Raw genomic sequence first — 20,202 nt, forward strand, 5'->3', positions numbered from 1 at the left:
GGATAGTCAATTTGTTATGTTATATGTCGATCTTTCCTTTGCCGCTGAACAATTCCTATCCGACTCGATCAAATTGACTACCACTCAGGACTCTATATTCGAATCACATATGGTTTCTCGCGACCAGTTTTTTGAATACAAAGCCGAATTAGATAATTCCCCAGAGCGGTGGAGCGGTATCTGGAAAATGATTGCTCAAGAGCTTACACTACGAGAGTCTTTACTACAGACCGAAGAAAAGACTACAGAAAAAACTAAACCAAAAAGAAATAAAAAGAAATGAGCTAGAGCATAAATGCATCCTCGATATGCTTTAACTCGAATCCACCTTCTTTTTTCTTGAGTGCAATCACATCGAACCTGAAAAAGCAATCCCGAATAGTGTGTCGCTGTATCCATATTTCGGACATTTTGCCAATCTGTCTCTGCTTTGCCTTATTGACCCACTCTAACGGATCGCCGAATTTATTCGAATAGGCGGTTTTGACTTCCACAAACACAATGATATTATCCTGTTTCACTATAATATCTAACTCACCCTCACCCACTCGCCAATTCCTCTCGATAATTTCATAATCCTTGCTTTTAAGATAAGCTACAGCTATATCCTCACCAACCATTCCTTTATAAAACGTGCTTTTTTCTTCTTTCATAAAACTCCAGTTAAATGAATATTAAATTTAGGCGAATAAATATTCATCTTGCATGCTATATCAAAGCTATAATAATCGCGCTCTCATTTAGGATATCGGTGCTTCTGAAAAATTTGTTTTCAAAGGCGCATTGCTTTTTACTGATAAATATAAATATTCGCTTTTTTCTAAAATAGTAAATTGTATCCAATTAATCAAGGATATACAATTGCATGTTATGCTTATATTTGAAATAAATGTATTGATTTTTCTTTTTTTATTCTGCATCATCTGTTAACTCAAGGAGGTTATATGAAAAAGTTACTTTATGGGATTTTTATCCTAATGGCGGCCCTGTTGGTCGTCGGTTGCTGTAAATCTGTCGATAAGGCGAAAGATATCGCTAAAACCGCGAAAAATGCCACTCAAGTTGCAACTCGCTTAACTAAGGACATTGGAGAACTTCAAAGCGAAGATGGTCATTTTGACCTAACTCAAGCCAGATTGCAAAAATTCTTCAAGAACTATCCAATCTTCGTTAGTGTCATCGAAAGTAAGTCAGAAAAAGTCGATAATATGGAAGAGGGATACAACAAGGACATGATGAGTATCGAATCCTTCGTTAAACTCGACGAAGACTTTCGGAAAGCTGGAATAGACAATCCCGCAGAATTCTATCTCACAATTGTCGAAGTCTCGGGAGCCTATTCTTATGTTGCTTCTAAGGAATTTATGGAAAACGCACAGGGACAGATGGACGAAGCAATAACCGCTATGAAGGCTCAACTGCAAAATCCAGACCTTCCAGCAGAACAGAAAGCTGCAATCAAGGATGCCATTGCAGAAATGAACTCGACAAACACAGAAGAAGCACAAGGCGACCTTCCGGAAGGTTTAACTCAAGTGGAAATCGACCTTGTAAAAGCTAATTTCGACAAGATAAGCGAGATACTTGGTATGGACCCGGAAGAAGCAGAGGAAGAAGGCGAAGTTTCCTAGCTTTACCGTTAATCGATTTCGAAAAAGAGAGTTTTCGATAACTCTCTTTTTTTTGTTAATGCTTGACCTTTAGTGTTTGTAGATTTATATTTAATCGAAATATTTATTTTTAGTCAAATCTTATATTTCATTATTATACAAAGAGATATATAATATTACATAAAGTATTTTATAATGAAAATAGCCCTTATAGGCGCATCCTCAACAGGTAAAAGCACACTCGCTACTAAACTTGCAAGAGAGCTTAAGCTTCCTCTGATACGAGAACAAGCTCGCGTGGTCCTTGCTGAATTGGGCAGAACGCTCCAAGAGATACGCGCTAGAAACGAAGATATACTCCAATTCCAGAATAGGGTTTTAGAATATCAAATCGCAAGTGAACTCGAATGCGCAGACAGTGGCTTCGTCTCAGATAGAAGCGTTTTCGATAACCTTACACTATATCTAAGGCATTGCCCGATAACTCCTGAGGGCATCGAGTTTTATAGAAAAAATGTAATCAGCCATTATAAGAGTTTTCCATACGATTATCTTATATTCCTTCGTCCAGGCGAGTTTCCGGTATCCGACGACGGTGTCCGGACTCCGGACCCCTTCTATCAAGCACAGGTAGATGGGATGATACTTGCAATTCTTAAGCTCTTTTCGGTGCCTTATTATGAGGTTCATGGCGACATCAATCAACGTATCCGCGAGGTTAAAGCCTTGATCTCGACAAATGTTAATACTCAATTTAGTAGTTAAGTTTGTTATTGTTTCTCAAAAATATTCATCCTATATTGATTAGCGAATAAAAACTTAATCGCTAGGAATAGAAATGGCAATGAACAAATCTTATTTATTTGTAGTAGTTATGTGTCTATTGATTTTTTCAGCAATAGCCGGCAAACCAAATTTTTCTTACGGCTATTGGGATATCGATCAAGATGACATGGAATTTGGCTTCGAGTGTTATGGCGAAGTAGGTTACTCCATACCATTGAACCTCAATGACAAACCAGATGAAAAAGACCTTTCTTTGAACTATAACGCGAGAATCCCTTCTTTTTCTATAGGAACCGGGCTTGAGATAACCTCGACCAAGCAGAAAAACCCCGGATTAAAAATGGGGATATCGCTTGAATTTGGGTATTCCTCATGGGAAAACGGAGATAGTATTTCGAATATGGACTTGGATATTTTTTCATTCTCTTTTGCCTTAAAGAATTCAGCCCGTCTGGGAGAACATATATCTGTGATAGATGGTAAACGCACCGGCCTCTTCTACATCCATTCCGATCCAACAACCCTAGTTACATCGACCTTTGCGGATTACACAACAGATAAATCTGCTCGAACTGGTAACCTTCACCTTTTCGATTCTAAGGAGCTTGGTTTTGGTTATAATTTTGGTAAGAGCACAAATATCGAATTCACTCTCATGGGAAGATTCGACACATATTATCCGCGTTACCTTTTCTGGAAAGAATTAGCCCGTGGAAGTGTCTATTCCGCTATCCAAAGCACCTCGACAGCCATAGCAAAACAAACCGATGTGTGGGCACTCTCGCATGTTGGCACTGCGGCGGTTATTGTCATGGAAATGTTTAACCTGAATTTCTATCCTGAGATAATCGGTGTAACTCACCAACATATCTTTACTCCTTCGGCAAATCTAACAATCTGGTTTTAATGGTGGATCAAATGAACATAGTTACTATAGAGATAATGCGCCGCATAGATCGGATAGCCATCGATGAGATGGGTATATCCGGCATAGAATTGATGCACAATGCTGGCGAGGGCGTCGCTCGTGTTACAGCGAGGATTTTCAATGATATGGAGCTCGATGGCACTATCGTTGTTTTCACAGGTCCAGGCAACAACGGCGGTGATGGCTGGGTTGTGGCGCGTCTTTTAAATAGAGAAAAATACAATGTCCGTGTAATAACCACAGTAAATCCTGACCAGCTTAAAGGTGACGCTCGCACAGCCTTTGAAGAAGCCAATGCTGATAATATCGATTTCGAGCTTTTCGATCATTTGAAAATCGATTATGAAAATATCGCTTTCGCAGTCGATGCACTATTGGGCACCGGAGCCAAAGGTGCACCTCGCGGTGAAATTGCCAATATTGTAAGAGCGCTATCTGAATTCAAGATACCAACTGTCGCAGTTGACAATCCAACCGGCACCGATGCCGATACAGGCCAGGTCGAAGGATTGGCGGTGCCTGCTATAGCGACTGTCAGTCTGTGCTTACCCAAAATAGGTCAACTCCTCTCCCCCACTCGTGAGTTCGTTGGTGAGCTATTTGTCGCGGATATTGGTATTCCTGACGAGGCAATCAGTAAAGGGAGAGCCGGTTTAGACTTACGGATGAATACTCCTTCCGAATTCGGCGCAATGCTACCATTTCGCCCCAGCGATGGACACAAGGGCACTTTCGGCAAGGTGTCGATAATCGCAGGAAGCCTCGGAATGACCGGCGCAGCGGCGCTTTCTGCGGAATCCGCCCTTCGCTCTGGAAGCGGTCTTGTCGAACTCGTTGTACCCGAAGGCATTGCTAAAAACATCGACTCCATCGTTCGCGAGGTAGTCACCCGCCCGGTCGCTCATGTTGCGAAGCGGGGATGTTTATCTGTTCGTGCGTTGGGTGAAATACTCACTTGTATTAAAAGCTCGGATGCTATTGCGTTCGGCCCCGGAATTGGCACCCACAGAGAAACGATAGACCTTACATCGAGACTCTTTCAGCGTATAACAATACCCTCGGTAATAGATGCCGACGGCCTCAATTGCATAGCTAAACTAAAAAGCCGCAACATCGATATTCATTTTGGAAGCGAAGTCATCATCACCCCTCACCCTGGAGAACTCAGTCGTTTATTAGATATATCCATCGATGAAGTTTCCAAAGGCAGATTTACCATGATAAGCGATTGGGCACGTAAACTCGGTGTCGACGTCCTTGTTCTTAAAGGTTCGCCGACCGTTATCGCCGAGGGAGAAGGGCCGATATTTATTAACCAAACAGGCAACGATGGTATGGCAACAGGCGGAAGCGGAGATATTCTCACCGGAATCATCGCTGGATTTCTTGCGCAAGGTCTTAAACCTCTTGAATCAGCAAGATTGGGAGTTTTCATTCATGGACTAGCTGGAGATATGGCTGAAGAGACACTCGGCAGACGAGCTATGATAGCAGGAGATATACTCGATTCACTTCCCTCCGCTCTCATGGCCCTGGAAGAAATCTGATAAATTAAATTAAAAAATTTATTGAAAAAGGGCTTTCTTGAAGTTTTTCCAGATACGAATCCATTTAGGCTTAAAGAATCCCTTCTTATATATCCCAAATTGAACCTGAAGCGCGGCTTTCAGTTGTTTTTCCGATATCTTGCCATCGTCCATAAGTATCTCACCCAAGAAACGCTCATCGCCAGAATGTTGTTTATCTAAAGCGGCCAAAACTTCTTTTTCGGTGCAAAAGCTCTCTTTAATAAGGATCTGTCCTAAAAGCATTTTATCTCCAAAAAAATTGCATTAATCTCGAAATATACCTCTTCCTTTAATCTCCGTGTAAAATATATCCCTCCACTAAATTATTTCAAGTAGTCTTTTTACACGTTTATGCTACTTCAGTATATTGAATTAATCTTCATTTATCATGCGAAATTGCAAAGCCTTTCATGTAAATTGGAACGATAGGGCTTTAGAGCTTTCTCAATATACTATTTTAGATATACTAGCCTTTTCGTCACCATCTGTCCGCCGCTGCCCCGTGCGCAAACAAGGTAAACGCCAGAGCCGATATTTATATCGGGTTGCCATATGAATTCGTGGGTCGAAGAGGCCAAGCTGCTTTCCTGATTTATGCCATATGCCACTGGAGAACCGCCCGTTCGGTGTGCGGAGCCGAATAGCACCACCCGGTGCCCGACGATATCAAATATTTCCACAGCAACACCTTCATTTGAATTCCAAAATTCGCGGGAATAACAGCTCACGGATATCCGCACTCCAGAATTAAACGGATTCGGATTGGTGGAAAGGGAGATTTCCAGCGGGCGGATCGAGGTTTCGATTATCCCAGTTACAAGATTGACTATTCTTCCTTCGGAATGATACACCGGTTCAAAATCCGGATCGGTGCAATAAGACACAAGTGCTTGATATGCTGTTGTTTCGGATGTATCTACAGTGGTATAGGGAAATCCTAACATATCCATTGCATATAGAAGCAAGACGTTAGCTCCAATAGAATATATCTCCGAAGGATTCCATAAAACGCCCCCAATATAAAAAGATGCAGGATCTACCTTATTTAGTAGAGAACCATCTGGATCATATGCCAAAGATAATCCGCTAAACTGCGGATAGGCCTCCGGGCTGAATGAAAGAGCCATATAAGTATATTCGATAAGCTGTTTCAATTCCGTGCCGGTGAATTCTATTCTTACCAATTTCCCATTGAGTCTCGTCTCAGGATCATAGCTCATTGGCATAGCACGGAATAGGTCGGCATAGGTGACAGGCCCGCGATAGAGTATCATGCGAAATGAACCGATAAATTCCACAACAATATCGGTTCCGAGAGCCTGACGATAGGCATCTGTGACAAGATTGCCAATAGGAGTATCCTCATATCCGCTATAAGATGGCGCCACTGACCAGTTGCCAATATAAGAATCTGCAACGAAAGCTACCTCTACATAAGGATCATAGCCGAGATTAGCAGTGATAGAATCGCGATATGTATCGAGCAAAGCGCGAGCTGATGAGTCTTCTGGCAAACTCGGGTTTATAGGAATAACGTCCCAATCTACGAAACTCAATCCCTCTCCCTCGATATAATCCATAGTCAGGTGGCCGATGCTTCTCAATAAAGCCCCTGCCATCACAACAGGCGTGCTATCTACCCCATCGATTGCCCATTCCGGTTCGAGAAGAGTTGAATGATCGTGGCCACCAATAACTACATCGATATTTGGCAAAGCCGCAACGAGTAGGTCCTCGGAAATATCGAGATGTTCCAGCGCTATTGCGCAATCGGCATCTTCAGGGACACCTAAGGTTTCCACGGCAGTTATTGCATTGCTCAAGTCCAATGGAGACGTCCACCCTGCGGCATCGGTTTCCTCTGTGGTTACTCCTATCAACGCAATTCTAACGCTATCGCCAGGGGTTTCCAGCGGATATGTAACAATGATATATGGCGATATGCTCGAAGCGATATTTGGAAAACCTGTAGCATCCAGATTTGCGCAAAGTAATGGAACATCGATAGTCCCAAGCATCGAATCTAGCAATTCCGGGCCGTATTCGAATTCGTGATTACCGAGGGCAAAAGCTTCTACACCCGCTGACATCCACAAATCGAACATTGCGCGGCCTATAGTCAACTGGGAGAGGAAATCCCCTGTAATAACATCGCCAGCGTGAACAGCGATAATGTTGGGGTAAATTTCTCTTAGCGAATCCATCGCGCTGACAGCTCTACAATAACCTCCATACTCAGCCTCTAAAGTAATCGCATCCCTGCGCCCGAATGGCTCCATGATTGCGTGGCAATCGTTGATCGTTACAAAGTGGATATTAGTTCCAAATGATGAAAACGAGATAATTAAAAACAATCCTAACATCAGAAGCGATTTACGATGCATTATTCTCTCCTTTATTCAGCCAAAACGAATTAATTTACTAAAAATCCCAATTAATGCATAAATTTTTAGAAATCAAGAATAATATTGAATTCCTTTTTTGGTGAAGATATACCTTCACATTTATTAACAACTATCAGGAAAATCATATTATCGATTTTTGGGTGTAAGTAAAGTTCAAATTCTAGCTACTCGGGATCGCCTCTACGGTAACCGTTATTGACTGTTGGGCATTAAAGGAATTCGTCGTCGGAGCCTGAAAATAGAGATACAAATATCGTCCCACATCGACAGATATATCCGCACCGTTCGAGGAAGAGGTCGCAAAAGCATTCACATCGCTGGAACCTGAAAGCTTGAATACGGTGCTCAAAACATCCGTAGGAGTTTCGAATTCACCTGAAGCTGGAGGAGAGCTTTCGAGGTCAAAAAGTCCCATAAGAAGAGCGGCATCACTTCCCGCGCTGTTCGCAAGCGACCAACCAGTCGTTTCAGCCTTCAGGCGGAGATCAATAGGCACAGTCCCAGTGTTTTCAATGTAAGCGCAATCGCCCGCATTCATTACAATCGCCTGGCCTTCGTCGAGGCGGCCTATAGTCCATTCAGTGGTGCTATATAACGGTCCCGAGACCCCGCCTTTTCGAATCTCGATACCGATACTCGAAAGATTAGTCCAGGATACAGACCAGTCGAACATATCCGGTTCGACGGAACCAGCTACGGCGAGTTTTGCGCGAAGGCGAATCGTGTCGGCATCGGCGAGGGAAGATATATCGAAAGCCCCGGTGGCGGTAGCCGTTGTCGCGGAATCGCGTGGAATCCAGCTTCCGGACACGCGCTCTTCGCAAACGACCTCGATATCGTCGCCGGTGTTCTGTGTCCAATTCACTGCGTTCCAGCTATCGAGACTCGAATTCCAATCGAAAACTATCGGCGGTGAGATAAGCGTTCCATTGCCAGCACCGCCATCTTGGCCGATAATAAAATCGTCCCAGTAAATTGTCCCTGTATAACTATTTTCTAAATATGCACCACAGACTATCCTATCGATAGTCCCCGCTCCATTTTCATAAGTATAAGGCCCGTATGTCGAAGTATCGTCTATTGTTACATATATTTCGTTTGAACCGCTGTCAAAATCAATCATGAATTTATGCCAAGAACCGGTATCGATTGCTTGTAGGCTATCCCTATTTGAACCATCCCAATAGATAACATAACCTTCGCGATAATATAACTGTCCTTTGCGCGTGGAAAAATTACCTGAACACATCCTAATAATCTCTCCCTCATCAGAGGATGAAGTTACTCCTGACCAAACAGATATAAAGCCTGAACTTAAAGCTGTAAAAGTATGGCCGAAATAAGCCCGCCTCCATGAACTTGCATCGTAAATTCTAATTGAATGGGATGAAGAATGTGAAGCTGCAGTTTGCCAACTGTAGTTACAATTTGAAGCCGTTCCCGAAGTTGTCCATTCGGCCTCGAATTCGGCCTGCGAGCTGTAGCTTTCGAAATCGTCTTCGAATAAAATCGTCATACCGGCGACATGGACTTTGTCGGAGGCAATTTCGACGCCGGACGGCGTTCCGCGCGTGAACTGCTGGTTGATCGTCTGGAACCAATCCGATGGGTCGATAAACGTATCGACCGTGAAACTCAGCATTGTCGTCCACGGGCTATATGACGTGCCGTCGTAGGAACAAACTCGCCACCAGTAGGTTTCGCCTTGCGTAAGATTGCTCTGGAAGGTGTATGATTTCAACGCCGTGGTGCCTTCTGTGACCGGGAAAGGTCCGCCGGTAAATCCGGTGGCGGAGATATTTGTTGCTGCTTCGCCGAGAGGTGTCGAAAAATCGAGTGTATCATCCCATTGGAACTTGAAATGAAGCGCATCGCCATCGTCATCGACTGGCACAAGCCATTCGATTGTCGGGGTTCTATCGGGAGTGCGTTCATTATCGAAGAGGTTATAAGTTAATCCAGGTGTTCCGGGTGTGGCATTGGGTTCGCCTTCGGAAATATCCCCTGCAACAGCGAGAGCATATGTTTGACCCGATGTGCGAATAACATTGGCAGTAACAGTTATCTCGACCAGCGAATTTGGGATGGGATCAAGCCAAACTACCTCGTCACGATCGATACCATCGTAGCTGCCGCCGGTGATAGATCTCGAACCCGAAGAAGCGAATACATTACCCTTATATGCGTTTCCATCCACTGTTACCGACAAGTTGAGATCATTCACTCCCGAGGTTCCCACTGCTGGCGAACCGGGGTAATCTGTGAATGAAAGCACCACTTTAAAGTTCTCTGTTGTGCTCGTGCCGGTATTAAGCCAATATGTATGAGTCTGACCGGTAGAAGTGAAACCAGAGGAGACATCCTGCAACCAGAGTTTGCGTGTGTCCGAACCATAGCTGTCATTGAAATACATGCAATCGTCAAGCACGACTCGCCCCCATCCCTGGCCGTTCGATGGCGCGTCCTGATGGCCGGAGTTATTCGTAGCGCTGATAGTCCAGGAACCGGTCATATTTCTAGTGCCAAGTATAAGCATAGCTTTCATGAGTGCACCCGAGGGAGTGAGTGCATCGCCGCTGACAGCGTCGCCGGTGGGATAATAGCCAGCCATAAAATACTGGCGAATAAGAGCGGTCATGCCAGCACAAATGGGAGTGGCCATAGAGGTTCCGCCCATAAAGGTCATTCCAGTGTGACAGGAACTTCCGCCATCGATATTATCTGCGGAAAATATATACCAACCGCCCGGGGTGCAGACATTGGGCTTCATGAGGCCTTCGTCGGTAGGACCGTGCGAGGAAAATTCAGCCATATTCTCAGGATCATTTCCTTCATCTGAACCCGGATTCGTCCAGGTTTCGTAATTCCATCCGGAACCCGATTCTGTTGCACCAACTGTGACTATATTCTTGGCAACACCATAGCTTGCTACTCGAGCAACAGGAGTGCTCGAGTTATCGTTCCCAGCAGCAAAGAAGATAAGGAAATCTTTATAATCCCACATGAATTCGTCACATTCCTGAGCGTTTGTATTATAATAGGTCGGGCTGTCACTACCATAGGAATTGCTGTGTAGATAAGCTCCACAGTTTCGTGTGTAGCCAAAAAGGGTGTTCATGTCCGTCGGTGTCCATATCCCACTCGTTCCATCGGCACCATCGGTGAATACAAGCCGAGCAAGTGGTGCCATACCATCTCCTGCGTTGTATGTCCCTGAAGTTGGTGAGTTTGCTTCATTTTCCCCCGCGATACTTCCGCCGACATGTGTTCCGTGCCCATGCATTGTATCATCAATATCATCAAAATCTCCCGATGATATTGTTCCATGGTTATAAGCTCTAATCTTTCGGTGATTGGTCTCTGTTGGGACAGTCCATCCGATTGTCTTCGCGACTGGTATGCCCGGATCACAAAAGTAAATCGAGTTTGTGTCAAGCCCGGTGTCGAGATAGCCCACCAGTTGGCCCTGGCCGTAAAGACCTCTCCGATAAATCGGGACGTGGTCCAGATCGACGGACATCTGGGCATAAAGCCGCGAACCGGAGGTCATTCCGGTGAAATTAGACGATTGCGTTATCCAGCGCGACCAGTCGTTGTAAAGCCTATTTGGGTATCTTCGCTCGACCCATTCGGTGCCCTCGAATAATGCGGCGATAATGGCAATTTCTCTGACTCTCGCCGGACTCGTTTTAAGAAGAATATATTCGTGATGCGCGCCTCGAGTAACATCGACCATCTGGACATCCATGCCCCGGAGGATTTCGGCCAGCGCCAAATAATCGTCGTCCTGAAAAATCTGGATGATAATTTTAACCATGCCGTCCACCGAGTCCGGTTCCTGCTTCTCGTTTATCAATGAAGGCAAAACCCGGAACGATGGGATCAGCGGCGCAACCCGCTCGATGAAATCCAGATTTTCAATTTCATTTACAACATCGTTCGAAAGGCGAAAAATCCATGCGGCATTTGGAACATAATAAAATGTCCTCGCCCCCAATGGAGTGTCTTTCGCTATCGATATAATGCGATTTTTGCGCTCTTCGGTAGTCTCTCCGTCGAATTTCACGATGTAATAACCGAAATTTCTTTTGAAACCGTCGGCAGCAAGTTCCGAAACGATGGGAGCCGGAAGTGGATCGCTCGGGCCGAGCTTGGCATAACGGAAGCTTATATTATCCTCGTTATTGCCGAAATATCCCCTAGAATAACTCACTGTCGATGGTGACTGAGATGAAAACTCATTATATCCGGTGGGGTATTTAGAAAAGGACTTGTCAATAAAAGCATGGCTCGTGAGGATCGACAATAAAACAGCGACAATCCCGATGTTAATATTAGATAAGATTTTCTTCATAAATTTACGCTTCTTTCAATTCTTTCGAATGCCAAAAGTGCTTCGATAAGAAATTTAATATAAAATAATATGATTGAAAGGTTTTTTTGCCACTTATTTTAATCATACTGATCTAAAAATAGCCTAAGCTTGATATGTATTTGATATTGCTTTCAATGAAATGGAGGATATATTGGATTTTTAGTTTATTAATCGAGAAAAGGTAACAAATGACAAACAAAATAGGTTTTGATAATGAAAAATATCTTGCCGAACAAACCTCTGCAATTTTCGAGAGAGTAAATCGCTTTAACGACAAGCTTTATCTCGAATTTGGAGGCAAGCTTCTTTACGATTATCATGCATCGCGAGTGCTTCCCGGCTTCGATCCGAATGTTAAAATGCGGCTTTTGAAAAAACTTCAGAACAATCTAGATGTTATATTATGTATTTATGCTGGGGACATAGAACGCAGAAAGCTTCGCGCCGATTTTGGTATTACTTATGATGCTGATGCGCTTAAGACAATCGATGATTTCGCCGATTGGGGAATAGATATTTCTGCGGTTGTAATTACGAGATATAACAACCAGCCATCGGCATTGGCTTTTAAGAATAAACTCGAGCGTCGAGACGTGCCGGTATATACCCACCGCTTCACCAAGGGCTATCCATCCGATATAGACTCCATTGTCAGCGATGAAGGTTATGGTGCTAATGATTATATTCCAGTGAGCAAGCGTATTGTAGTGATTACAGGCCCCGGACCGGGAAGTGGTAAACTCGCAACCTGTCTAAGTCAACTATATCACGAATATAAGCGCGGTGTTCAGGCTGGATACGCAAAATTCGAGACCTTCCCAATATGGAATCTTCCGCTTAACCATAAGGTCAATGTAGCCTACGAGGCCGCAACTGTGGACCTCGAGGATGTCAACCTTATTGACCATTTCCACCTCGAGGCTTACAACGAGAAGACCGTTAACTATAATCGGGATATACAGGCATTTCCGCTACTAAAACGAATTATCGAGAAGATCACCGGTCGCGAATCGGAATACAAATCGCCCACAGACATGGGAGTTAACCGTGCGGGGTTCGCCATCATCGACGATGATGCCGTGCAGGTGGCCTCGCATCAGGAGATAATCCGCCGATATTTTCGTTGTGCTTGCGAATATGTTATGGGTATGGTAGAAAAAGAAACCCTCGACCGCTCTAAACTTATCATGGAAAAAGTCGGTGCGGTTGTTGAGGATCGGGCAGTTGTTAAACCCACCCATGATGCCGCAACCGAGGCCGAACACAATGGTAAAGGCAACGACGGTGTCTATTGCGGCGCAGCAATAGAGCTTCGCGATGGCACAATTATCACCGGCAAAAATTCCCCTCTTATGCACTCATCTTCCGCGCTTATTCTAAATACGGTTAAACACCTTACAGCCTTGCCGGACAATATAGACCTTATACCCAAAAACATCATAGACTCCCTTGCATACCTTAAGGAAAAAGTTCTTTGCGGCAAAAAGGTAAGTCTCGATCTGGAGGAGACACTGATAACTTTGAGTATAAGCGCTATTTTTAATCCTGCCGCACAGATGGCTGTCGAAAGCCTCAAGCAACTCGAGGATTGCGAGGTGCATCTATCCCACATCCCAACCCCCGGCGATGAGGCCGGTCTCCGCAAACTAGGGGTTAACCTAACCTGCGATCCGGAGTTCTCGACGAAAAGCCTGTTTAACGGCAAATAAGCGGCGCGCATAGCCTTCATAGCGGATTTTCACAGAGGTGGGTTTGTGTGCCGGTTGTTAATTCTAGCCGATACAACGCGCCGTAAATTTATTGCGTAAGTATTACTTTTCTCTTGAATTTCTTAAAGAAGCATATTAGCTTGCCATATAATAACACTATGCAAATTCATAAACTGACAACCCTGCACCGTCGCGGAGGAAATAGAACGAAACGTGGGAGTTGAAAGCTCATTGTTGATTTAGTGGGTTTTTAACCTATATTGGAAAAGAGAACAAATTTTTACGAAAAACAAGAGGTTATAATGGTTACTGAGCTTATTTCGCAAACTAAAAGTGAAGCGATATCTTTTGAAGATTTATCCGTAGATAATGGAGGACATTATTGGTATGCTCGCGACCTTATGTTTTTTTAGGTTATAAGAACTTTAGTAGTATAAACAAAGCACACACTGTATTTAACGCGCTTGATATAGATATTACAGAGAACATTGAGCGAATTCAACGCGACGTTAACGGCGTTTCGGTCAAAGACTATAAACTCACAAGATTTGCATGTTACTTAATTGTTATGAATTGCGATGTCAGAAAACCGGAAGTTGCTGAAGCCCAAGCTCATTTTGCACAAATGGCTGTTATAATTCGCGATTATATGGAGAAGGCAACCCAATTAGAAAGAGTTACTACGCGGCGCTGGAGGACAGCTTTCTTTATACAACGGATTTTTACCATAGTGAGCAGGTCTGCATTAATATCGCCGAACCGGCAATTGAATTCGAGCACCTTGAAATTATCATCCTGAATTATAAGACCGGCATAGAGTATCCCCTTGAATGGATGCCCTTTTTGTCTCAGTCCATCGACGACGGGTTTGATAACCTCGGAGCAGACCCTCTCAAGAATTTCATCCGTGATGTTCGGATTTGGCGCGATAGTCCCCATCCCACCGGTGTTTGGGCCTTCGCCGCCGCCGAAAGCCCTTTTGTAATCGGTGCTCGACAACATCGGGATAATTGTATGTCCGTCGGTGAATGCCAGAACGCTTACCTCGCGGCCGGGGATAAACTCCTCGATCAAAATCCTCCGACCGGCCTCGCCCCACGCTCTTTCGATCATCGTTTTGCGAACTGCGTCTTTAGCTTCGTCGAGGGTTTCGGCCACAATAGCGCCTTTGCCGGCGGCCAATCCATCTGCTTTGATAACGAGTGGCATTTCGTGCCCTTCGAGGAATTTGATCGCGTCCTCCGGATTATCGAAACTCAGATAACTCGCTGTTGGAATACGACATTCCTTCATGAACTCTTTCGCAAATATCTTGCTCGATTCGATCTGCGCCGCGCCTTTAGTCGGCCCGAAAATATTAAGTTTCCGGCTCGTGAAATAATCGACTATACCCTCCGAAAGCGCCGATTCCGGCCCGTCTATAGTGAAATCTACTCCGACTTTTTCGACCAGGCTCGCGAGATTTCTAATATCAGTATCGGCGATATTTATGCACTCCGCAAGTTGCGCTATTCCGGCATTACCGGGCGCGCAGTATATCTTTTCGACAAATCTACTCTGTGATAGTTTCCATACTATCGCATGTTCGCGACCTCCACCGCCAACAACGAGAACTCTCATATCGTTCCTTTCATAATACAGTTCAGCCTTTTATGTAAAATAGTACCCGAAGTCGAACATGACAACGAACTTAAAATCCGCGAATTATATTTTACGAACACCCCACGCTTCTATTTATTCGATAACAGGGCATATACCATTTGAATTATCCCGAAAGATATTATTATAAATAATTTTTAAATATTTGAGAATTTTATTGACTTCATGAGAATGCTACCATAATACTATATATTAACATGAAGAATGAACCGACATTCGACAGCGCGAAAGCAACGAGGGGTAGCTACCCCTTATCGACCGCAACCACGGGACCAACAATAAAATGGATAACATTATGATAGGAATCGAATATATTGTTGACGAAGAGGGTCATCAAAGAGCTGCGGTGATCGACCTCGGAATTTTCGGAGACATCTGGGAAGATATCCACGACATTCTTGTGGTCGAATCTCGGAAGGATGAGCCGCGAATCGGGTGGGACGAGTTTAAGGAAAAGGCCGGGGCGTAACTCTGATGGACGATTATAGGGTTATTTATACGGTAGATGACGAAAACCGGGTTGTCGATATAAGCTACGTAAGGCACAGAAGCAAGGCTTATTAAGACTATTGAACAATGAGGAAAACGGCATAGAGATGAAAACGCAAGTGTATAAAATATTTGACGGGGGGGCAGCTACCCTTAATACTTAATTTTGTAACCATTTGCTGTGCTAAATTAACCCCTGCTCGAGCCGCGCGCTCGGGCGGAAATTGAAAGACGTTATTCTGAAGGTGAAAACAGTGGTGTTTAGAAATTGGAGGCATTATGGAAAAGCGAATTCGGAATTACCGGATACTTCTTCGCAAGGAACCTGAAGGCGGTTTCACTGTGACTGTCCCGCTTTTCCCTGGATGTGTGACGTTCGGCGATACAATGGATGAGGCGATTAAGATGGCAGAGGAGGCTATCGAGCTTTATATCGAGAGCCTTGTCGAGCACGGCGATGAAGTGCCCACCGAATATAATACCTTCGAGTATATGCTGACTATCGGCTCACATGCATAGACTCGTCCCGACAACCCCGGGAAAACTCGCAAGAATCCTCGAAAAGGCAGGATTCTCCCTCGATAGGGTTCGGGGTAGCCATCATATATATATATCCATCTGGAGACGAATAAACGTGCGGTGATCCCGTTTCATAAGAAGCAGTTGCCGCGCGGACGTTTTTTGAGGTTCTGCGACAGGCTGGCATATCGAGGCGGCAATTTGAGAGACTGTTACACGAATTATGAACTTTGAGGATAGCGGTTTTTCCTTTGACATTATGACTCCTGCAGCTTAGATTTATGGTAGATTGTAGGACAGCCTACGGAACCGATGAGCGGAATGAGGACGGACGAAACATAGAATTGAACACACCAGTGTATACAATATTTAACGGGGGTAGCTGCTCCAAATCGACGAAGAGCGTCGTAAAACCCTTCGCCCCCGAAAACGCACGGGGCTGCTATACTAATTTAATAAACAATACAATTTTTACGAAAACCAATACGCCCCGTGCGAGGAAAATTTCGCGGGGTTTTTGTATGTCTTAAAATTGAAAACCCATTAGAAAGGAGGTGCTAATAAAACATGACGCATTCTGTGTTCTGAGACTTAAAACATACTAAGAAGGAGAAAATGAAATGAAGAAGATGATTTTACTTTCGTTGGTTATGATTATTGCAGCAAGCGTAATTTTAGCTGATGGAACCGTGAGAGTGTTCACGGGAAATGAAATATGGTGCTATTCTGATTTCCCAAATCCGACGCTTATCCCAGCGGTCAATGTCCCGCAATACGACTCGGACCCTGGACCTAACAGTCCTTGGGACCCATGGAATGAAAATGTTTCTCCGCCTCGCCCATGGCGAAAACTATATGACCAAAGTCCTCGCGACGATGGTTTCTGGATCGGAATGCGTGATGATGGACGGGATATTGTTGCTCCCAACGATAGAGATACACTGTGGTTCTATTCTCCGACTTTCCAACTATATTCTAATATTTCCCGTGCGACTATCTGGCTTTCAGCGGACGATGTGATAGATATTGCTTTGTTGCGAAATTTAACCACGAATGTCACCTATGCAATGCCTTGCGTTCCCGTAAATGGTTTCACTCGCTTCGCTCGGTTCGATTTGACGGATTTGTTTCGCTCCGTGCCTTATTCAGGGCAAGGATATAGAATGGAATTCCGGGTAAGAAACACAGCACCTGTTTATATTGGAATGATAGGATATATGTCCTACGATTATGGTGCATCGAGGAATTACAGTTACATCCTAAGCGGGAGTGGATGGCGCTACGTTTCTATGCCTTTCAAACCAACAAATCCAGCGGCAACACTGCGGTCTCTTTTCCCAGGGATCGGCGCAGCGGAGTATTATAACTGGGCAAGTGGGTGGCAAAGTCTGAATATCGACGCCCCGTTAAGCGGTTCTCTCGGAGACATCACAAGAACATACACCTTTAAAGTCCATTATAGACCGACGGGCAGTCATAACACGATTATTGAAGGATACCCCATATTCGAGCAACGATACCTCGATTTGACAACTAACAACGATCTTTATTTCGGGACTATAAACTGCGATTGCCCGCCGGGATATATCGGTTATATTAGATTCAATGGAAGCTATCCTGACGATATGTGGCCGGATAAAATCACCGGCACTACAAACTGGGCTTATGAAAGCGATGGGATTTCTTTTTCTACACCAGTATATGAAGTCTATCCTAAAAAGGCATATTATGCAATCCCGCATACTTCTTGCGTGGGCTGTGGTTACCCATGCTTGCCGTATCATCTCGACATAATAAATTATGGATGCCACTATCCCTCGAAGTCGTCACCGAGTGAAGAATACTACAGCGTGTCCGAAGATTTTATTATAGATCCGTCAGAAGAGCGTTCCGTTGTCGAGTTCACCGATGCGGATTTGGCTTTAATAGATTGGATTGCGGACTCTGTAGCACCGTATATTCACATTCCGGATAGCGCGGAAGTTTGCGCCCATTTCCCAGACCTATGCGAGGAAATCGGTCGAGCAAAAACGACGCATGAACAACCGTATAAACCTGTTTTATCAGTAACAACGTATCCTTCTCCTTTCAATAGCGAACTCACAATCAGCGTTTCTATTCCGAACGATGATTATTTGACAATGGGAATTTACAATATTTCCGGCGATTTGGTGAGAACGCTATATACCGATGAAGTGCAAATGGGCGAGCACTCATTTGTATGGGACGGGCTTGACGGTTCCGGTGGGGAATTGCCGACCGGCAACTATTTTGCCCGGGTGGCAACAAATGCTGAAATCAGTATAGTTAAAGTGGTTTTATTGAAGTAAGAGATAAACTATGGTAGGAAAGGCCGATCGGCCTTTCCTACCAATCCCCATTGAGGGCATTGATATGAAAAAATTATTAATACTGCTAATAATAGGCATTTCGCTCACCTTCGCCCAAACTGTGCAGTGGACACAAACTTATCATAATGATATTGACCCTATGGGATGGGATATAGGATGGAAGGTCTTTGATACCGAAGATGGGGGATTTCTAATCATTGGTGACACAGACTGGGCTGAGTTAGTGGATTCAGTTTCTTTAAGATTTCATAACCAGTTTTTCATCATTAAAACCGATGAATTTGGTAACGCAATCACGAAGCAAATGTATTGTGATACTGTCTGGGGAGTTAAGGATGTGGTCAAGTTTGCTGAGGATACAATCCTTGCCTTTGGCGAATTTGGCTTTGAAGGATATCATAAGATTTTGGGAGTGAACCAAGAGGGGGATAGCATATTTTGCGGCGTTCTTGATACAATCGAGTTGTATGGTGTTGCTTCGGCGCTGACCAATGATAGATGCTTAATCACGGGAAGTTATTCAAAAACTGGCCCCCCTTACTGGGATGTAGATTCATTAATCCTCTTCAAGCACACAATCGAGGGGGAAATAGTCTGGTATCGGCGGTATGGGTTGCCAATTATCCCTAATTCAGTGCTCCAAACCCAGGATAGTGGTTTCATTATCGGCGGCGGAACGACTTCTTATAATGGCTGGGTAATGAAAGTCGATTCTATAGGCGATACGCTATGGACAGTTTATCCTCCTTGCATTAGTATAAAGTCCATCGTAGAGACCGCTCCGAATGAATTTTTATGTTTGGGACTTGGGGGCTATTGTCACTTTTTTGTTTGCAAAATCATTGGAGATGGATTCATATCGTGGTCTCGATATTGGATGTATGATTTTGCAGACACCTCATATGCTCAAGCACATTCTTTAATTCCAACATTCGACGGGAACTTTGTTTTTTGTGGACAAACAGGAGGTTATATAGATTCCGGGGGCGAATCTGACGGTTGTTTGGTAAAAATTGATTCATTAAGTAATGTTATCTGGCAAAGGAGAGTCGATGTAGCCGGAAGGCCGGACGAGTTTTATTCTGTTATCCAAACTCAGGACAGCGGCTATGTTTGCACGGGCTATGCCAGCGTGAATTCGGGCTTGTATGAATACCCTGAAACTTTGGAGGTTTGCCTCGTTAAATTTTCCGAGGATGGAGATATAATCTGGGAAAACGAGGTGAATATTCCGATGATACTAGCCCTCTCCGCCTACCCGAATCCGTTCAATAGCGCGGTTTCCATATCCGCGCCGGATAATGCCGTTGTTGAAATATTCGATATCAACGGTCGTTGTATCGCTGAATTTCCCGGCGGAGACCAAATTTGGAAACCTGAGGCGTCGGTTGGCAGCGGCGTCTATCTTGTTCGGGCGCGGTTCGACAAGCTCACTGACCGGGGCGAGGAATCGGTTACGAAACGCGTCGTGTATTTGAAATAATTATATTCTGTCATTGCGAAGAGCAAAGCGGCAGTCGGCCCTGCCGACCGACGTGACAATCTCCTCGAATACAATGAGATTGCGACGCTCCGGTCGCTCGCAATGACGGGGTAAAATGAGGGAGGTTTATCGAGATAACTGGAGATTTGTGGAAATCGGGCGAAATGCCCGAATTAGTGTAAGTTATTGTTCTATAACATGTTGGGCTGGAATTTGCGTTTTCAAGGCTCCGACGGTAATTGACAAACCCGCAACGGTATGGGGTAAAACTCGGACGGTGGTTGACAAACCTGCGACGGTGCGACATAAAACTCCGACGG

The 20,202-nt window shown here is 44.4% G+C and carries 17 protein-coding genes and 1 pseudogene; 13 read left to right on the forward strand and 5 right to left on the reverse strand.

Going from position 1 to position 20,202, the window contains the following annotated elements:
* Window positions 1-283: hypothetical protein (locus KAH81_08820; GenBank protein MCK5833756.1), on the forward strand; the 283-nt coding region annotated here is incomplete at its 5' end.
* Between the two features lies 1 nt (window position 284).
* Here KAH81_08820 and KAH81_08825 read toward each other — a convergent pair.
* Window positions 285-653, reverse strand: coding sequence for a YraN family protein (locus KAH81_08825; GenBank protein MCK5833757.1), 369 nt, complete (start codon window positions 651-653; stop codon window positions 285-287).
* Between the two features lie 291 nt (window positions 654-944).
* Here KAH81_08825 and KAH81_08830 point away from each other — a divergent pair, with 291 nt between their 5' ends.
* The 4 genes from KAH81_08830 (at window position 945) to KAH81_08845 (ending at window position 4,871) form a co-directional block, all read left to right on the forward strand.
* The gene (locus tag KAH81_08830; protein MCK5833758.1) at window positions 945-1,631 is read left to right on the forward strand and encodes a hypothetical protein; all 687 of its coding nucleotides are present in this window, start codon (window positions 945-947) and stop codon (window positions 1,629-1,631) included.
* Window positions 1,632-1,805: 174 nt separating this feature from the next.
* A complete protein-coding gene (locus tag KAH81_08835) occupies window positions 1,806-2,375 on the forward strand; it encodes an ATP-binding protein (protein MCK5833759.1) in 570 nt (189 codons plus the stop codon).
* A 73-nt stretch (window positions 2,376-2,448) separates the two neighbouring features.
* On the forward strand, window positions 2,449-3,303 hold the full coding sequence (locus KAH81_08840; protein ID MCK5833760.1) for a hypothetical protein: 855 nt from the start codon (window positions 2,449-2,451) through the stop codon (window positions 3,301-3,303).
* An 11-nt stretch (window positions 3,304-3,314) separates the two neighbouring features.
* Window positions 3,315-4,871 (forward strand): NAD(P)H-hydrate dehydratase, encoded by a 1,557-nt coding sequence (locus tag KAH81_08845; protein MCK5833761.1) that lies wholly within the window; start codon window positions 3,315-3,317, stop codon window positions 4,869-4,871.
* A gap of 18 nt (window positions 4,872-4,889) precedes the next feature.
* Here the strand turns inward: KAH81_08845 and KAH81_08850 are convergent, their stop codons facing one another.
* From KAH81_08850 to KAH81_08860, 3 genes are all read right to left on the reverse strand, one after another.
* Window positions 4,890-5,135, reverse strand: a complete 246-nt coding sequence (locus tag KAH81_08850) for a hypothetical protein (protein MCK5833762.1) — start codon at window positions 5,133-5,135, stop codon at window positions 4,890-4,892.
* Between the two features lie 209 nt (window positions 5,136-5,344).
* Window positions 5,345-7,276, reverse strand: a complete 1,932-nt coding sequence (locus KAH81_08855) for a 5'-nucleotidase C-terminal domain-containing protein (GenBank protein ID MCK5833763.1) — start codon at window positions 7,274-7,276, stop codon at window positions 5,345-5,347.
* A 181-nt stretch (window positions 7,277-7,457) separates the two neighbouring features.
* Entirely contained in the window at window positions 7,458-11,651 is a 4,194-nt protein-coding gene (locus KAH81_08860) for a S8 family serine peptidase (GenBank protein ID MCK5833764.1), read from the reverse strand.
* Between the two features lie 209 nt (window positions 11,652-11,860).
* Here KAH81_08860 and KAH81_08865 point away from each other — a divergent pair, with 209 nt between their 5' ends.
* A complete protein-coding gene (locus KAH81_08865) occupies window positions 11,861-13,381 on the forward strand; it encodes a DUF1846 domain-containing protein (GenBank protein MCK5833765.1) in 1,521 nt (506 codons plus the stop codon).
* Between the two features lie 645 nt (window positions 13,382-14,026).
* On the opposite strand, the gene purD is transcribed toward KAH81_08865, so the two are convergent.
* Complete coding sequence (gene purD, locus KAH81_08870; protein ID MCK5833766.1) at window positions 14,027-15,001, reverse strand: phosphoribosylamine--glycine ligase; 975 nt, start codon at window positions 14,999-15,001, stop codon at window positions 14,027-14,029.
* 334 nt (window positions 15,002-15,335) lie between these two features.
* On the opposite strand from purD, the gene KAH81_08875 reads away from it, so the two are divergent.
* From KAH81_08875 to KAH81_08905, 7 genes and pseudogenes are all read left to right on the forward strand, one after another.
* Window positions 15,336-15,509, forward strand: coding sequence for a hypothetical protein (locus tag KAH81_08875; protein MCK5833767.1), 174 nt, complete (start codon window positions 15,336-15,338; stop codon window positions 15,507-15,509).
* 5 nt (window positions 15,510-15,514) lie between these two features.
* Window positions 15,515-15,604 carry a type II toxin-antitoxin system RelE/ParE family toxin gene (locus KAH81_08880; protein ID MCK5833768.1) on the forward strand — a complete coding sequence of 30 codons (90 nt, stop codon included), beginning with the start codon at window positions 15,515-15,517 and terminating at the stop codon, window positions 15,602-15,604.
* 204 nt (window positions 15,605-15,808) lie between these two features.
* Window positions 15,809-16,048 carry a type II toxin-antitoxin system HicB family antitoxin gene (locus tag KAH81_08885; GenBank protein MCK5833769.1) on the forward strand — a complete coding sequence of 80 codons (240 nt, stop codon included), beginning with the start codon at window positions 15,809-15,811 and terminating at the stop codon, window positions 16,046-16,048.
* Window positions 16,041-16,275 (forward strand): annotated as a pseudogene (locus KAH81_08890) (type II toxin-antitoxin system HicA family toxin). Before KAH81_08885 ends, KAH81_08890 begins: the two are co-directional and overlap by 8 nt.
* A 393-nt stretch (window positions 16,276-16,668) precedes the next feature.
* Window positions 16,669-18,378, forward strand: coding sequence for a hypothetical protein (locus KAH81_08895; GenBank protein MCK5833770.1), 1,710 nt, complete (start codon window positions 16,669-16,671; stop codon window positions 18,376-18,378).
* 64 nt (window positions 18,379-18,442) lie between these two features.
* The gene (locus tag KAH81_08900; protein MCK5833771.1) at window positions 18,443-19,882 is read left to right on the forward strand and encodes a T9SS type A sorting domain-containing protein; all 1,440 of its coding nucleotides are present in this window, start codon (window positions 18,443-18,445) and stop codon (window positions 19,880-19,882) included.
* A gap of 115 nt (window positions 19,883-19,997) precedes the next feature.
* A partial coding sequence (locus KAH81_08905) for a hypothetical protein (GenBank protein MCK5833772.1) occupies window positions 19,998-20,202 on the forward strand: 205 nt, incomplete at its 3' end.

The organism is bacterium, assembly GCA_023145965.1.
Lineage (GTDB): Bacteria > UBP14 > UBA6098 > UBA6098 > UBA6098 > UBA6098.

What these genes read in the sequence shown, in the direction of transcription:
- KAH81_08825 (MCK5833757.1), bottom strand. Translation starts at nt 653, where the DNA reads ATGAAAGAAGAAAAAAGCACGTTTTATAAAGGAATGGTTGGTGAGGAT.
- KAH81_08830 (MCK5833758.1), top strand. Translation starts at nt 945, where the DNA reads ATGAAAAAGTTACTTTATGGGATTTTTATCCTAATGGCGGCCCTGTTG.
- KAH81_08835 (MCK5833759.1), top strand. Translation starts at nt 1,806, where the DNA reads ATGAAAATAGCCCTTATAGGCGCATCCTCAACAGGTAAAAGCACACTC.
- KAH81_08840 (MCK5833760.1), top strand. Translation starts at nt 2,449, where the DNA reads ATGGCAATGAACAAATCTTATTTATTTGTAGTAGTTATGTGTCTATTG.
- KAH81_08845 (MCK5833761.1), top strand. Translation starts at nt 3,315, where the DNA reads ATGAACATAGTTACTATAGAGATAATGCGCCGCATAGATCGGATAGCC.
- KAH81_08850 (MCK5833762.1), bottom strand. Translation starts at nt 5,135, where the DNA reads ATGCTTTTAGGACAGATCCTTATTAAAGAGAGCTTTTGCACCGAAAAA.
- KAH81_08855 (MCK5833763.1), bottom strand. Translation starts at nt 7,276, where the DNA reads ATGCATCGTAAATCGCTTCTGATGTTAGGATTGTTTTTAATTATCTCG.
- KAH81_08860 (MCK5833764.1), bottom strand. Translation starts at nt 11,651, where the DNA reads ATGAAGAAAATCTTATCTAATATTAACATCGGGATTGTCGCTGTTTTA.
- KAH81_08865 (MCK5833765.1), top strand. Translation starts at nt 11,861, where the DNA reads ATGACAAACAAAATAGGTTTTGATAATGAAAAATATCTTGCCGAACAA.
- purD (MCK5833766.1), bottom strand. Translation starts at nt 15,001, where the DNA reads ATGAGAGTTCTCGTTGTTGGCGGTGGAGGTCGCGAACATGCGATAGTA.
- KAH81_08875 (MCK5833767.1), top strand. Translation starts at nt 15,336, where the DNA reads ATGATAGGAATCGAATATATTGTTGACGAAGAGGGTCATCAAAGAGCT.
- KAH81_08880 (MCK5833768.1), top strand. Translation starts at nt 15,515, where the DNA reads ATGGACGATTATAGGGTTATTTATACGGTAGATGACGAAAACCGGGTT.
- KAH81_08885 (MCK5833769.1), top strand. Translation starts at nt 15,809, where the DNA reads ATGGAAAAGCGAATTCGGAATTACCGGATACTTCTTCGCAAGGAACCT.
- KAH81_08895 (MCK5833770.1), top strand. Translation starts at nt 16,669, where the DNA reads ATGAAGAAGATGATTTTACTTTCGTTGGTTATGATTATTGCAGCAAGC.
- KAH81_08900 (MCK5833771.1), top strand. Translation starts at nt 18,443, where the DNA reads ATGAAAAAATTATTAATACTGCTAATAATAGGCATTTCGCTCACCTTC.